The organism is Amycolatopsis decaplanina DSM 44594 (assembly GCF_000342005.1).
Lineage (GTDB): Bacteria > Actinomycetota > Actinomycetes > Mycobacteriales > Pseudonocardiaceae > Amycolatopsis > Amycolatopsis decaplanina.
In genome coordinates, this window is the sequence record NZ_AOHO01000081.1 from 1 (window position 1) to 13,494 (window position 13,494).

At 68.0% G+C, this 13,494-nt stretch carries 12 protein-coding genes; 7 read left to right on the forward strand and 5 right to left on the reverse strand.

Going from position 1 to position 13,494, the window contains the following annotated elements; genetic code table 11:
* Window positions 1-110 precede the first annotated feature (110 nt).
* The gene (locus H074_RS37070) at window positions 111-1,316 is read right to left on the reverse strand and encodes a lytic transglycosylase domain-containing protein (RefSeq protein WP_007035236.1); all 1,206 of its coding nucleotides are present in this window, start codon (window positions 1,314-1,316) and stop codon (window positions 111-113) included.
* Between the two features lie 250 nt (window positions 1,317-1,566).
* Between H074_RS37070 and H074_RS37075 the strand changes: the two genes are divergently transcribed.
* The 3 genes from H074_RS37075 (at window position 1,567) to H074_RS41235 (ending at window position 4,790) form a co-directional block, all read left to right on the forward strand.
* The gene (locus H074_RS37075) at window positions 1,567-2,145 is read left to right on the forward strand and encodes an ArsR/SmtB family transcription factor (RefSeq protein ID WP_007035237.1); all 579 of its coding nucleotides are present in this window, start codon (window positions 1,567-1,569) and stop codon (window positions 2,143-2,145) included.
* Window positions 2,146-2,242: 97 nt separating this feature from the next.
* On the forward strand, window positions 2,243-4,564 hold the full coding sequence (locus tag H074_RS37080) for a penicillin acylase family protein (protein ID WP_007035238.1): 2,322 nt from the start codon (window positions 2,243-2,245) through the stop codon (window positions 4,562-4,564).
* A 73-nt stretch (window positions 4,565-4,637) separates the two neighbouring features.
* A complete protein-coding gene (locus tag H074_RS41235; RefSeq protein ID WP_167333198.1) occupies window positions 4,638-4,790 on the forward strand; it encodes a hypothetical protein in 153 nt (50 codons plus the stop codon).
* A gap of 106 nt (window positions 4,791-4,896) precedes the next feature.
* Here the strand turns inward: H074_RS41235 and H074_RS37085 are convergent, their stop codons facing one another.
* Window positions 4,897-5,697, reverse strand: a complete 801-nt coding sequence (locus H074_RS37085) for a carbon-nitrogen hydrolase family protein (protein ID WP_007035239.1) — start codon at window positions 5,695-5,697, stop codon at window positions 4,897-4,899.
* Between the two features lie 102 nt (window positions 5,698-5,799).
* On the opposite strand from H074_RS37085, the gene H074_RS37090 reads away from it, so the two are divergent.
* Complete coding sequence (locus tag H074_RS37090) at window positions 5,800-6,459, forward strand: GntR family transcriptional regulator (protein ID WP_235096976.1); 660 nt, start codon at window positions 5,800-5,802, stop codon at window positions 6,457-6,459.
* Here H074_RS37090 and H074_RS37095 read toward each other — a convergent pair.
* Window positions 6,447-7,601: an agmatine deiminase family protein gene (locus H074_RS37095; protein ID WP_007035241.1), complete on the reverse strand. Its 1,155-nt coding sequence runs from the start codon at window positions 7,599-7,601 to the stop codon at window positions 6,447-6,449. The genes H074_RS37090 and H074_RS37095 overlap by 13 nt on opposite strands.
* Before the next feature lie 86 nt (window positions 7,602-7,687).
* Between H074_RS37095 and H074_RS37100 the strand changes: the two genes are divergently transcribed.
* Both H074_RS37100 and H074_RS37105 read left to right on the forward strand, forming a co-directional pair.
* Complete coding sequence (locus H074_RS37100; RefSeq protein WP_007035242.1) at window positions 7,688-8,254, forward strand: TetR/AcrR family transcriptional regulator; 567 nt, start codon at window positions 7,688-7,690, stop codon at window positions 8,252-8,254.
* On the forward strand, window positions 8,254-8,565 hold the full coding sequence (locus tag H074_RS37105; protein WP_007035243.1) for a hypothetical protein: 312 nt from the start codon (window positions 8,254-8,256) through the stop codon (window positions 8,563-8,565). The genes H074_RS37100 and H074_RS37105 overlap by 1 nt, the downstream gene beginning before the upstream one ends.
* Here the strand turns inward: H074_RS37105 and H074_RS37110 are convergent.
* Window positions 8,528-9,187, reverse strand: a complete 660-nt coding sequence (locus H074_RS37110) for a TetR/AcrR family transcriptional regulator (RefSeq protein ID WP_039924442.1) — start codon at window positions 9,185-9,187, stop codon at window positions 8,528-8,530. The genes H074_RS37105 and H074_RS37110 overlap by 38 nt on opposite strands.
* 100 nt (window positions 9,188-9,287) lie before the next feature.
* Between H074_RS37110 and ligD the strand changes: the two genes are divergently transcribed.
* Complete coding sequence (gene ligD / locus H074_RS37115) at window positions 9,288-10,226, forward strand: non-homologous end-joining DNA ligase (RefSeq protein WP_039924444.1); 939 nt, start codon at window positions 9,288-9,290, stop codon at window positions 10,224-10,226.
* Between the two features lie 717 nt (window positions 10,227-10,943).
* Here the strand turns inward: ligD and H074_RS37120 are convergent.
* Window positions 10,944-13,328: an ATP-binding cassette domain-containing protein gene (locus tag H074_RS37120; protein ID WP_039924447.1), complete on the reverse strand. Its 2,385-nt coding sequence runs from the start codon at window positions 13,326-13,328 to the stop codon at window positions 10,944-10,946.
* Window positions 13,329-13,494: the final 166 nt, after the last annotated feature.

The window sequence follows — 13,494 nt, forward strand, 5'->3', positions numbered from 1 at the left end:
TGACCGCACTCCGCGACGCCATCACCGGAAACCCCTGGCTACCAACCAACCCCACAACCACCTGACCAGTAACAAGGACGGTTCTAACCGTCCTTACCACTCACGAGGCGTTACGGGGTGGGCGAAGTGGTGCTGGTCGGGGTCGTCTCGCCGGTGTTGCCGGCCGGGGTCGAGGAGGGCGGCGGGGTGGTCGTGGTGCTGGACGGCGGAGGCGTCGATGACGGAGGAGTGCTCGAAGGCGGCGTCGACGAGGGAGATGTCGACGAGGGAGGCGTCGACGAAGGCGGTGTGCTGGTCGGCTTCGAGGGCGAAGTGCTGGTCGGCGGCGTGCTGCTGCTCGGCGGGAACGACGTGCCGGGCAACGGGGTCGGCGGAGGCGTGGTCGTGCCGGGCGGGGGAGTGCCGGGCAGGGTCGGCACCGGGACCTGGCCACTGGGCGTGCCGGCGGCGACGTCCGGGGACTCGGGGGTACCGACGGGCACCTGGCTGTCCGGCATCGTCGCGACGCCGCCACGGTAGGCGGCGGCCCAGCGGATCACGGTGTCCACATAGGACAGCGAGTGGTTGTAGCGGTACACGGCCACGCGCTGGGTCTGCTCGGACGTCAGGTCGACACCTCCGGAGCAGAGGTAGCGGCCCGAGCCCAGCGTCGCGTCGTAGATGTTGTTCGGATTGGACTCGCCGTCGCCGTTGCCGTCGGAGGCGTAGCCCTTCCACGTGGACGGGATGAACTGTGTCGGGCCGACGGCGCGGTCCCACACCGTGTCACCGTCGTACTTGCCGCCGTCGGTGTCCGGGATGGCCGCGAACGGACCCGCGCCGTTGAGCTGCGGACCGAGGATCGGTTCGAGGGTGTTGCCCTTCGCGTCCACGTAACCGCCGCGAGCGTGGTTGGACTCGATGCGGCCGATGCTCGCGATCAGTGCCCAGTCGATGTGGCAGCCGGGCAGTTCCTTCGCGAGGATGTCGGCCGCGTTCTTGTACGCCTTCATCATGCTGGCGGGGATGCCGAGCGCGCCCGACGGCGCGAACGAGCCGCCGACGTTGCCGGTGCCGCCCGGGACGGTCAGCGGATCCGGGGTGGGTGGCTCGGGGAGGCTGCCGTCGACGGCGATCTCCGGCACCGTGCCCGCCGGTGGTTGCCAGGCCGCGGCCTGGTTCTGCGGTACGGCCGGTTTCGGCGCGGCGATCGGGGTGTCCGGAACCGCCGACGCGGTGACCGCGGGCAGGACGGCGAGCGCGCCACCGGCGAGCGCGAAGGCCGTCCGGTGCCGGGCGGACAGCTTGTCCGTCTGTCGAGGGCGGTGCTTCGGCATGTTCTCTCCCGCAAGGTCGACTCTGGGCAAAACTATCCGATGCAACCGAATTTCGGGGACGACGCAACGAAAAACCTGCGAACCTGTCGAGTTTTCGTCCGCCCGGCACAAGACCTTCGTAGCGAAGTTGTCAATTTCACGCCGAGTTCACCGAAACATCAGCAGAATCCCCGGTCACTTCGCGGAAGCGGCTCGAACTGCGTGCAAAGACTTCTTTGCACAATCTCCTTTGCATGGCTACCTTGGGGTCATGACCGGTCCGCCGCCACCCGAAGAGATCGCCGACGCCGCCGTGCTCAAGGCGGTCATGCACCCGTTGCGCCGCCGGATCATGGAGGCACTGGGCCGTGGGCCCGCGACGGCGACGAAGCTGGCCAAAGAGCTGGGGGAGAGTTCGGGCGCGACCAGCTATCACCTGCGGGAACTGGCGAAGTACGACTTCGTCGACGAAGCGCCGGAGCTTGCGCACGGCAAGGAGCGCTGGTGGCGCGCCCGGCCCCGCGACATCCGCTGGCCTCGGCACAGCGAGCAGAACGACGAGATGCGCGCGGTGTTCGACGAGGCGCAGCGCGCGGCGTTCACCGAGGATCTCGAACAGCTGGCGCGTTTCCTCGAACGTCGCGGTGAGCTGGGCGAATGGGGTGACGCGTTGGTGTTCTCACGCGGCTCGGTCTACGTGAACCTCGAAGAGCTCAAGGAGTTCTGGGAGGAGTACCTGGATCTGCTTCGCCGCTATTGGCGGCCGGAACCCGGCCCGGACGCGCGGAAGGTGCTCGTGCGCTGGACGGCGTTCCCGGATCCGGAGGGGAAGGTGCGGAAAGGGAAGTGAAAACCGGTGGGAGAGCGGCCACTCGACCACAGGCATCGCGTCACCACGCCGGACGGCGTGTCTTCACGAACGACTCCACATGCAAAGGGGGAGCAGCATGCTGCTCTGGAAGAGAATCGCCGCCGTCTGCGCCGCGGCGAGCCTGCTCGCGGCGGGGACGGCGGCGGCCGCGCAACCGCCGGATGGGGTATCCCGGCCGGACGCCATCATCCGCTACACCGAGTACGGCATCCCGCACATCGTCGCGAACGACTGGCTGAACCTGGGCTTCGGGCAGGGGTTCGCCGCGGCCAAGGACAACATCTGCGCGATCGCGGACGTCGCGGTCACGACGCGGGCCGAGCGTTCCCGCTGGCTCGGGCCGGACGCGGCGCCGACGAGCGGGGTGAGCCAGGCGAGCACGAACCTCGCCAGCGACCTGTACTTCCAAGGTCTGAACGAAAGCGGCGTGATCGAGCGACTCCTGTCGGCACCCGCGCCGCGCGGACCGTACCGCGAGGTCCGCGAACTGATCCGCGGTTACGTCGAGGGCGTCAACAAGTACCTGCGCACCGTTGAGATCACCGACCCGGCCTGCCGGGGCGCCGGCTGGCTGAAGCCGATCACCGAACTCGACGTCCACCGGCACAGCCACGCGGTCGGCATGATCTTCGGACAGGGCGGCGTCGCGGACTCGATCACCGCGTCGCTGCCGGGTGCCCCGCCCGCGGGCGGCGGTACCGAGCAGATGCTCGGGGAGACCGGGATCGGCAGCAACGCGATCGCGATCGGTTCGGCCGCGTCGGCGAACGGACGCGGTGTCTCGCTGGCCAATCCGCACCTGCCGTGGCAGCTGAGCGGGACCAGGCTTTGGCAGTCGCAGGTGACCTTGCCCGGAAAGCTCGACGTCAGCGGAGCCGGCATCCCCGGCATCCCGCTCATGTGGCTGGGACACAACGAAACCGCCGCCTGGAGCGGCACCGCCACCGACACGACACGCACGTACACGTTGTTCGAACTGAAGCTCGTGCCCGGCTCGCCGACGACCTACCTTGTCGACGGGAAGCCCGAGCGGATGCGGCGCGACGACGTGAGTGTCCTGTCGCGAAAGGCGGACGGCACCCTGGAGCGCGTCGTACGTCCACAGTGGACGACGAGGTACGGTCCGGTGACGACCCGGCTCGGGCAGCGGAAACTGCCGTGGACGGCGTCGAGCGCGTTCGCGATCGCGGACGCCAACGCCGGGAATCTCGGGATGACGAACTCGATGTTCGCGATCGCCCGAGGCCGGACGGCGGGGGAGATGATCGGCGCGGTCCGCGAGACACAAGGGCTGCCGTGGATGAACATCCTCGCCACCGACGATCGCGGCCGGGTGGAGTTCAGTCAGATCCACGGGGTCCCGCACGTCACCGACGAGAAGGCGGCGCGCTGCAACACCCCGCTGGGCAAGGAACTGTTCGATGCCGACGGGGTCGCGGTGCTCGACGGTTCCAGAACGGCCTGCGCGTGGGGCCGCGACCGTGACGCGGTGCGGCCGGGCGTCTTCGGCCCGTCCGGCCTGCCCAGTCTGAGCCGGTCCGACTACCTGGCGAACTCGAACGACAGCTACTGGTTGTTCAATCCCGCCGAGCCGAAGACCGGCTTTCCCAGGATCGTGGGCCCGGCCCGCTACGAACAGAACATGCGGACGCGCGGCGGCTTCGTCGAAATCGCCGACCAGCTGAAGAAGGGCGGCTTCACGGGGCAGGCGATGCGGGACCTGATGTTCTCGAACCGGGACCACGCCGCCGAACTCGTCCGGGTGGACGTCGTCGCGATGTGCCGCACGATGCCGGGAATGGACGCCGCTTGCGCGGCGCTGGCGGGCTGGGACGGTCGTTCGGACACCGGCAGCCGGGGCGCGCTGCTGTTCGACAGGTTCTGGTCCCTGGTGGATCGGATGGGGCCGGAGATCTGGAGGATTCCTTTCGACGTCAAGGATCCGGTCCACACGCCGAATACCCTCGACACGGGGAACGCGGCGATCCGCAAGGCATTTTCCGACGCCGTCGCGCAGTTGAAGGCAGCGAACATCCCGCTCGACGCGCCGTACGGCGACAACCACTACGTCGTCCGTGACGGCCGGAAGATCCCGTTGGGTGGCGGGGCCGCGGGACGCGGTGTCTACAACTCCTTGGGCGGGCCTTGGGATCCTGCTCGCGGCTACACCGAGTTCACGCACGGCGGGACGTACCTGCACGTCGTGGAGTTCAACGGTACCGGCTGCCCGGACACGACGACGCTGCTGACCTACTCGCAGTCCGCGAATCCGGCGTCCGCGCACCACAGCGACCAGACGGAGTTGTATTCGCGCAAGCAGTGGGTCACCGAACGGTACTGCGAGAAGGACATTCTCGCGTCGCCGTCGCTCGAGGTGGTCCGGGTGAGCAGGCGATGATCGCGGCGTTGCTCGCGGCCGTCGTGGCGGTCTCGTCACCGCTTCCCGCCGCGGCCCGGCGCCGGGCATCGTCATGGTGCACGGCTCCGGCGAACACGACCGGGACGACTACCGCGCCAAGGCGGGTGGCGGACGAAGGAGCGGGGGAGTCCGGGGCGGCCTGCTGCTGGCCGGGACCGTCCTGTTCGTACCGTGGGCCGTGCACTGGGGACTGCTGGTGCCGTGAGAAGAGCCTGGGTGCCGGGCGGCCACCCGGCACCCAGGCGAACGGAAGCCGCGTCACCACGCCCGAGGGCGTGTCTTCACGAACGGACCTCCGGGTCTGAAGATACTCAGGACTTCGGGGTGACGGCGAACCGGCGCAGTTCCAGCGCCGGGTTCTTGGCGCGCACCTCGGAGATCCGCTCGGCGGAGACCTCACCGGTCGCGGTTCCCGTGCGCTCCCCGAGCGAGGCGACGACGACGCCCATCGGGTCGACGATCATGCTGTGCCCCGAGCCCGCCGGTGCGGCCTGTCCCGCCGCGACGAGATAGATCGTGTTCTCGATCGCCCGCGCCCGGACCAGTGTCGTCCAGTGGTCCTCCTTGAGCGGACCGGGCATCCACTCCGCGGGCAGCAGCACCGCGTCCGCTCCCGCGTCGACCAGACGGCGGGTGACCTCCGGGAACCTGAGGTCGTAGCAGGTCTGGAGACCGAAGGTGATCCCGTCGACCTCGAAGGTCTCGGGTGCTTCGATGTCGCCGGGCCGGACCAGTTCCGATTCACGGAAACCGAAGGCGTCGTACAGGTGCAGCTTGCGGTAGAGCGCGGTGATCGCCCCGTCGGGGCCGGCCGCGACGAGCGTGTTCGAGATCCGCTCGCCGCCGGGGAGCGCTTCGTTGATGCCCGCGACGACGGTGATCTGCCGATCCTTGGCGAGACCGCGCAGTTCGGTGACGAACGGGCCGTCGAGTTCTTCGGCCGAGGTCACGAATTCCCGGCTCATCGTCGGTACGGTGAACAACGAGTACTCGGGCAGCACCACCACCCGCGCGCCGCGGTCGGCCGCTTCGCCGACGAGGGCGGCGACACGGGCGAGGTTGGCCTCTTTGTCGTTGCCGGGCGCGAACTGCGCCACCGCGACGTGCACCATGGGACCCCTTCCAATGAGTGGAACTCTTGTATACATGATGGATACTTGGCTGGTCCAGGTGTAGGCTCTGTCGCGGAAAGTGACGGCATGGAGGGGGACGAGATGACTGTGACCGCCGAAGGGGGCGGCCCGGCGCGCGAGCGGGTCTACACGTGGCTGCGCGACGGAATCATCTCGGGTGAGCTGGAAGGTGGCCGCTTCCTCGACGAGATGTGGGTCTCCGGCGTCGTCGGCGTCTCCAGGACGCCGGTGCGGGAGGCGTTCCATCGCCTGGCCGCGGAGCGGTTCATCAGCCTCCTGCCGCGCAAGGGCGCGCAGGTGCGCACTGTCACCGCCAGGGAACTGGAAGAGGTCTACCAGAGCAGGCGGCTGATCGAAGGTCACGCCATCGCGGCGCTCTGCGCGAACCGGGCAGGCGCCCCCGCCGAACTGCCGGAACTCATCGAAGCGATGGCGAGCGCGGGCGCCGAACGCGACTGGTTCGCCGTTTCGGGGCTGGACCGCCGATTCCATCGCGCCATCGTCAACGCCGCGGGCAACACCGTCCTGACCGAGCTTTACGACACCCTTCGTTCACGGCAGCAGCGGGTCACGGTCCGCGCGCTGGAGGCGCGCCCGGAACGGCTGACGGTGATCAACGAGGAACACCGGGCGCTGGTCGCCGCCCTGAACGACCACGACGTGAAAGAGGCGTCACGGTTGCTGGAGGAGCATTTGCGCCCGGTGTCCGAAGTGATGTCGGTGCTGCCTCAGGAAGGCTGACCCGGCTGGTCGTGCGTGGAGCAGTGGATCCCGCCGCCGCCCGAGGCGATGGTCGAGATCTTCACCGGCACGATCTCGCGGCCGGGGAACTGTTCGCGCAGGATTTGCTGGGCGCGTTCGTCCGCCGCGGTGTCGCCGAACTTCGGCACGAAGACCGACTTGTTCGCGATGTAGAAGTTGGCGTACGAGATCACGCTGTCCTCGCCGTAGCCTTCGACCTTGTCCGGATCCGGCTGGACGAGGTCGATGACCTCGAAGGATTTGCCGTCGGCGTCGGTGGCGCTCGCGAGCACCGACCTCGCCTGATCGGCCGCGCGGGACCACGAATCGGGCGGGGTGCCGGGCGCCGCCTTGTCCAGCAGAACGACGCCGGGAGCGGTGAACCGGGCCAGGCAGTCGACATGGGCGTCGGTGATGTCCTCGCCGCGTACCCCCGCGAACCAGATGACCTTCCGGACGCCGAGCACCTTCTTCAGTTCGTCTTCGATCTCCTGTCGGCTTCTGCCCTTGTTGCGGTTGTCGTTGACGAGTGAGCTTTCGGTGACCATCAACGTGCCGGCGCCGTCGGTCTCGAACGAACCGCCCTCGGCGGTGATCCAGGTTTCGGTACGGGCCAGGCCGTACTTGCCCAGCACGGACCTCGCGACGGCGTTGTCCTTGTCGTGCGGCTTCTGTTTGCCGCCCCAGCCGTTGAAGTTGAAGTCGACCCCCGCGACCTTGCCCGCCTCCTCCACAAAGACCGGGACGGTGTCGCGCGCCCACAGGTCGTCGACCGGGATCGGGACGACCTCGACGGTGTCGCCGCACGCCTGCTGAGCGGCGTCGGCGTGCTCGGGCCTGGCGAGGAGCACCGCCGGTTCGTGGTCGGCGATCGCCTTGGCCAGTCCGGCGATCTCCTCGCGGACGGCGGGCAGGTCCTCCGCCCAGATGGACTTCGACGCGGGCCAGGACAGGTAGGTGCGTGCGTGGCTTTCCCATTCGGCGCCCAGTCTGCGTGTCGCCGCGGCGGCGGGCGACGGCGAGCCCGTCTTCGGGGCCGATGCGGCCGGATTCTCCGAGCACCCGGCGCTCCCGGCGACGACGGCGCCGACCGCCGTCAGCGCACGCAGGACCGTGCGGCGGGGAAGGGACGAATCGAACACTCTGCACTCCTTGGTCGGACCGGTGGTGACACGATAGCATCCTGACTGAAAATTCAGTCAGGATGAAACCGCTAGGGTGAGCCCCCGTGTTCGAACGTCAGCAGAAGATCTTGGAAGCGGCCGTGCGGGTGATCGCGCGCAGCGGTGTGCGGGGCCTGCGGGTCGAGAAGATCGCGGCCGAGGCCGGGATCTCGACGTCGCTGATCTACTACCACTTCACCAACCGCGCCGGGCTGCTGCGGAAGACGCTGGAGTTCGTCAGCGATCGCGCCGCGGCGTACACCGAAGAGGCCGCGGCCGAGGCGGCGGATCCCCGCGCCGAGCTGGAACTCCTGCTGTTCGGGGAACTTCAGGACACGCAGGCGGTGCGGGAGAACAGCACCGCCTGGGGCGAACTGCGGGCCAGCGCCGTCTTCACCCCGGAACTGCGCGAACCGTTGGCGGAGTCGACCCGGATCTGGGTGGACGAGGTCGCCGAGGTGATCCGGCGCGTCGACTGCGCCGGGGTCAAGGCCGAAGACGCCGCGGAACGGCTCACCGGCCTCGTCGAAGGGCTCAGCGAGCGGTGGCTTTCCGGTTCGATGGACCTGGACCGGGCGCGCGACCTCCTGCGTGGCGCGATCGCGCTGGAACTGGACAGGGTGGGGGCCTGATGGGACTCGAGAAGATCGTCGGTGTCATGCGTGACAACCTCACCGTCCGGCGCGTCTACGGCGAGCCCGTGGAGAAGGACGGCGTCGTGGTCATCCCGGCCGCGAGCGTCATCGGCGGCGGTGGCGGCGGGCACGGTGCCGAACAAGGTAAGGAAGGCGAAGGCGGCGGTTTCATCCTCGCCGCGCGACCCGTCGGCGCGTACGTGCTCAAAGGCGGTGACGTGCGCTGGGTGCCGGCGGTGGACGTGACGTTCCTCGGTGCGGTGTTCGCGGTCATGGCCGCGTCGATCCACCGGGCTCGGCGCCGGTGATGCCGGTGAGGATGAGATCGATTCCGGTGAGGAACTGCTCCCGGTCGTCGTGATCGCGGGCTTCGTCGGCGATGGAGCGGAGGAAGGGGAACTCGCCGGGATCGAGTTCTTCCCACGCGTTCGCCGTGGCGCGGAGGAATTCGGCGCGGTCCACCCCGAGCCCGAGCACCTGGGAGTTCGCCGCGTTCTGGCCGGCGGCGCCGAAAATGTAGTGCACCAGCGCCGAGGTCGCCGTGAACCAGGTGGACTCGGGGACTCCCAGCGCGCTGACCCGTTGCCCGATGCTTTCGAAGATCCGCGGTGTCACCGAACTCCAAGGGCTGCGGGAAAGCCGGAGGGCGAGCTGGGGGGATAGCCACGGGTGCCGCTCGATCGCCTCGAACAAACCCAATGCGATGGCACGGATCTCCCGCTGGGGTGAGCCCGTGACCTCGACGGCCATGGCGGTGGCGACGACGGACGCGGTCGCGGCGTCGAGCAGCGCGCCCTTGTTCGGCACATGCCAGTAGATCGCTCCGGGACCGGTGGCGAGGCGTTCGGTCAACGTCCGGAAGGTCAGCCCGCGTTCGCCGTCCGCGTCGAGCAGTTCGACGGCGGCCTCGACGATGCGCTCGCGGGACAGTGCCTCGGCGCGTGTCCGTGGTGCCGTGCCGTCATCCTGGCAGAGCGCTGATCCGGATCGAGCGGACGCGGACCGGTGACTTTCGGGCTAGTTTGCCTGTATGGCGAAAAGCTCGGCGGTGGAGATCGAGGTCGGCGACCGGACGGTGCGCGTCTCCAACCCGGATCGCGTCTACTTCCCGGCGCGGGGCGAGACCAAGCTCGACCTCGTCCGCTACTACCTCGCGGTCGGTGACGGGATCGTGCGTGCGCTGCGGGAACGGCCGTGCATGCTGCACCGGTTCCCATCCGGCGTCTCGGGGGAGAAGGTCCACCAGAAGCGGGTTCCGAACGGAGCCCCCGACTGGCTGCAGACCGTCCGCGTCGACTTCCCGTCCGGCAGGCACGCCTACGAACTGTGCGTCACGCATCCCGCCGACGTGATCTGGGCGGTGCAGATGTCCACCGTCGAGTTCCACCCGTGGAACTCCCGCCGCGCCGACACCGAACGCCCCGACGAGTGGCGGATCGACCTCGATCCGATGCCCGGCTGCTCGTTCTCCACCGTGCGGAAGGTCGCCCATACCGTTCGCGAGATCCTGAACGAACTCGGCATCACCGGCTGGCCGAAGACCTCCGGCGGGCAGGGCATGCACGTCTATGTGCGGATCGAACCGCGGTGGGGTTTCCAGGAGGTACGCCGGGCCGCGCTCGCCTTCGCGCGCGAGGTCGAGCGCCGGATGCCAGACGAGGTCACCACAACCTGGTGGCGCAAGGACCGAGATCCCTCGAAGCTGTTCGTGGACTACAACCAGAACGCCCGCGACCACACCATCGCGAGCGCCTACTCGGTTCGCGGCGTGCCCGAAGCCGTCGTCTCGACCCCGATCGGATGGGACGAGATCGACGACGTCGAACCGCGTGAGTTCACCATCGCCACCGTGCCCGCGCGCTTCGCCGAACTCGGCGACCTGCACGCGGGCATCGACGACACGGCGTACTCGCTCGACACCTTGCTCGAATGGGCGGACCGCGACGGACTCGACGCCGAAGCCGAGTGACGGCCTCCGACCGCATTTAGAGGGCTAAATGCGGTCGGGAATGCAGGGGCCCGGCCCGGCGAGGTCGCGAAAGCCAGTCAGTGAGGTCCCGCATTTAGAGGACCGCTGAGGAGTAAGGCAAATGTGTCGTGACCGACCCTCCTGCCGTGAAAGCCTTCTTCGCTGACTTCAAGCTGGGCAGAGAGTCCTTCGCCACGCTGTTCTGGACTGGCAGACGAGGCCGGCCGTGCATCGAGTGACCACATGGGACACTTTCTGGTGGCAAAATATCCGATCGATGCCCATATGCCTAGTTCCGCGCGGGGGTCGTGAGTGGTAAAGAGCGTTAGAGCGGACCGGTATTTACCTACCTACGCTTTCATCAACTCACGACGATCCGCTCTCGGACTTGATCAAGACCAGGACCACGCCACCGGCCGAGCGGGGAGGATTCCGGACGTTCAACGTCCGGAATCCTCCCCCGTCGCACCCCCTTCATCCAGCCCGAGGACACCCAGGTGGGCCCAGGTTCCAGTGGGTAGGCAAATACCGGTCCGCTCTAACGCTCTTTACCACTCGCGACCCCCGCATGAAGTGCGCAAATCGGGCACTTTGATCGGGATCCGTGTCTCTTATGGACAGTCAAGAATGCGCCGGGTCGCTTTGGCGCCTCTGCTCCCGCCGCCAACCCAGCCACGCCACATTTGCCTTACCCTTCAATAAATGCGGGGCCGAGGATCACTTGCCGACGTAGGCCGCCAGGTGTTCGCCGGTCAGCGTCGACGCGCTCGCGATGAGATCGGACGGCGTGCCCTCGAAGACGATCTTGCCGCCGTCGTGGCCGGCGCCCGGGCCGAGGTCGATGATCCAGTCGGCGTGCGCCATGACCGCCTGGTGGTGTTCGATCACGATCACGGACTTGCCCGCGTCGACGAGCCGGTCCAGCAGGCCGAGCAGGTTCTCGACGTCGGCGAGGTGCAGACCGGTGGTCGGCTCGTCGAGGACGTAGACGCCGCCCTTGTCGCCCATGTGCGTCGCGAGCTTCAACCGCTGCCGTTCACCACCGGAGAGCGTGGTGAGCGGCTGGCCAAGGCTGAGATAGCCGAGCCCGACGTCGTCGAGCCTGCCGAGGATGGCGTGCGCGGCGGGGACGCGCCCCTCGCCCTCGCCGAAGAACTTCACGGCTTCGGACACCGGCATTTCGAGTGCTTCGCTGATGTTCTTGCCGCCGAAGGTGTACTCCAGCACCGAGGCCTGGAACCGTTTGCCGTCGCATTCCTCGCAGGTGGTCGCGGTACCCGCCATGATGCCGAGATCGGTGTAGATGACGCCCGCGCCGTTGCAGTTCGGGCAAGCGCCCTCGGAGTTGGCGCTGAACAGCGCCGGCTTCACGCCGTTGGCCTTGGCGAAGGCCTTGCGGATCGGTTCGAGCAGACCGGTGTAGGTGGCCGGGTTGCTCCGCCGCGAGCCGCGGATGGGGGTCTGGTCGACCGAGACCACGCCCTCGGCGGCGGGGATCGAGCCGTGGATCAGCGAACTCTTGCCGGAACCCGCGACACCGGTGACGACGCAGAGAACGCCGAGCGGGACGTCGACGTTCACGTTCCGGAGGTTGTGGCGGTCCGCGCCGCGGATCTCCAGTTTGCCGGTCGGCTTGCGGACGCTGTCCTTGAGCGACGCCCGGTCGTCGAGGTGCCTGCCGGTGCTGGTGTCGCTGGCGCGCAGGCCTTCGACGGTGCCCTCGAAGCAGATCGTCCCGCCCGCGGTGCCCGCGCCCGGGCCGAGGTCGACGACGTGGTCGGCGATGGCGATGGTCTCCGGCTTGTGTTCGACGACCAGCACCGTGTTGCCCTTGTCGCGCAACTGCTGGAGCAGGTTGTTCATCCGCTGGATGTCGTGCGGGTGCAGACCGATGGTGGGCTCGTCGAAGACGTAGGTGACGTCGGTGAGCGAGGAGCCGAGGTGCCGGATCATCTTCGTGCGCTGCGCCTCACCACCCGAAAGCGTGCCGGACGGCCGGTCGAGGGAGAGGTAGCCGAGTCCGATGTCGACGAAGGAGTCGAGCGTGTGCTGCAGCTTCTCCAGCAGCGGCGCCACCGACGGCTCCTTGAGCCCGCGGACCCAGTCGGCGAGGTCGCTGATCTGCATCTTGCAGGCGTCGGCGATGTTGATCCGCTTGATCTTCGACGACCGCGCGAGTTCGCTGAGCCGGCTTCCGTCGCATTCGGGGCAGACGGCGAAGGTGACCGCCCGGTCCACGAACGCGCGGATGTGCGGCTGCATCGCTTCGCGGTCCTTGGACAGGAACGACTTCTGGATCGTGGGGATCAGCCCCGAGTAGGTCAGGTTGATGCCGTCGATCTTGAGCTTGACCGGCTCCTTGTAGAGCAGATCGTTCAGTTGCCGCTTGGTGTACTTCTTGATCGGCTTGTCGGGGTCGAAGAAACCGCAGCCGCGCAGGATGCGGCCGTACCAGCCCTCCATGGAGAAACCGGGGATCGTCAGCGCGCTCTCGTTGAGGGATTTGGTGTCGTCGTACAGCGCGGTGAGGTCGATGTCGTTGACCTGGCCCCGCCCCTCGCACCGGGCGCACATGCCGCCGGTGATGCTGAACTCGCGGCGTTCCTTCGTGGTCCGCCCGCCCTTCTCGACGGTCACGGCGCCCGCGCCGGAGATCGAGGCGACGTTGAAGGAGAACGCCTGTGGCGAGCCGATGTGCGGCTTCCCGATCCGGCTGAAGAGGATGCGCAGCATCGCGTAGGCGTCGGTGGCGGTGCCGACCGTGGAGCGGGGGTCCGAGCCCATCCGCTGCTGGTCGACGATGATCGCGGTGGTCAGGCCGTCGAGCACGTCGACCTCGGGCCGGGCCAGTGTCGGCATGAAGCCCTGCACGAAGGTGCTGTACGTCTCGTTGATCAGCCGCTGCGACTCGGCCGCGATCGTGTCGAAGACCAGGGAGCTCTTGCCCGATCCGGAGACGCCGGTGAACACCGTCAGCCGTCGCTTCGGCAGCTCGACGGCGACGTTCTTGAGGTTGTTCTCGTTCGCGCCCACCACGCGGATCAGGTCGTGGCTGTCGGCGGGGTGTTCCTCGGGCGGCTGCGGCCTGGTGGTCTTGCGCATCATGTCTCCATCCTCATGTGGGCCGCGTGTACGTTCCGTCAGCCTCACCGGGCTCGATCTAACCAGCCTCGAGCCGTTCGTCCTCGATGATGATCACGCTAGGTGAGTTCGGGGGCCTTCCGCTTCTCGATTCCTGATCCGTCTTCCCGGAGCAGGGGCGCGAGGA

Bases quoted from the DNA above. Each gene is read 5' to 3' on its own strand.
- H074_RS37070 (WP_007035236.1), bottom strand. From the start codon at position 1,316: ATGCCGAAGCACCGCCCTCGACAGACGGACAAGCTGTCCGCCCGGCAC.
- H074_RS37075 (WP_007035237.1), top strand. From the start codon at position 1,567: ATGACCGGTCCGCCGCCACCCGAAGAGATCGCCGACGCCGCCGTGCTC.
- H074_RS37080 (WP_007035238.1), top strand. From the start codon at position 2,243: ATGCTGCTCTGGAAGAGAATCGCCGCCGTCTGCGCCGCGGCGAGCCTG.
- H074_RS41235 (WP_167333198.1), top strand. From the start codon at position 4,638: ATGGTGCACGGCTCCGGCGAACACGACCGGGACGACTACCGCGCCAAG.
- H074_RS37085 (WP_007035239.1), bottom strand. From the start codon at position 5,697: ATGGTGCACGTCGCGGTGGCGCAGTTCGCGCCCGGCAACGACAAAGAG.
- H074_RS37090 (WP_235096976.1), top strand. From the start codon at position 5,800: ATGACTGTGACCGCCGAAGGGGGCGGCCCGGCGCGCGAGCGGGTCTAC.
- H074_RS37105 (WP_007035243.1), top strand. From the start codon at position 8,254: ATGGGACTCGAGAAGATCGTCGGTGTCATGCGTGACAACCTCACCGTC.
- ligD (WP_039924444.1), top strand. From the start codon at position 9,288: ATGGCGAAAAGCTCGGCGGTGGAGATCGAGGTCGGCGACCGGACGGTG.
- H074_RS37120 (WP_039924447.1), bottom strand. From the start codon at position 13,328: ATGCGCAAGACCACCAGGCCGCAGCCGCCCGAGGAACACCCCGCCGAC.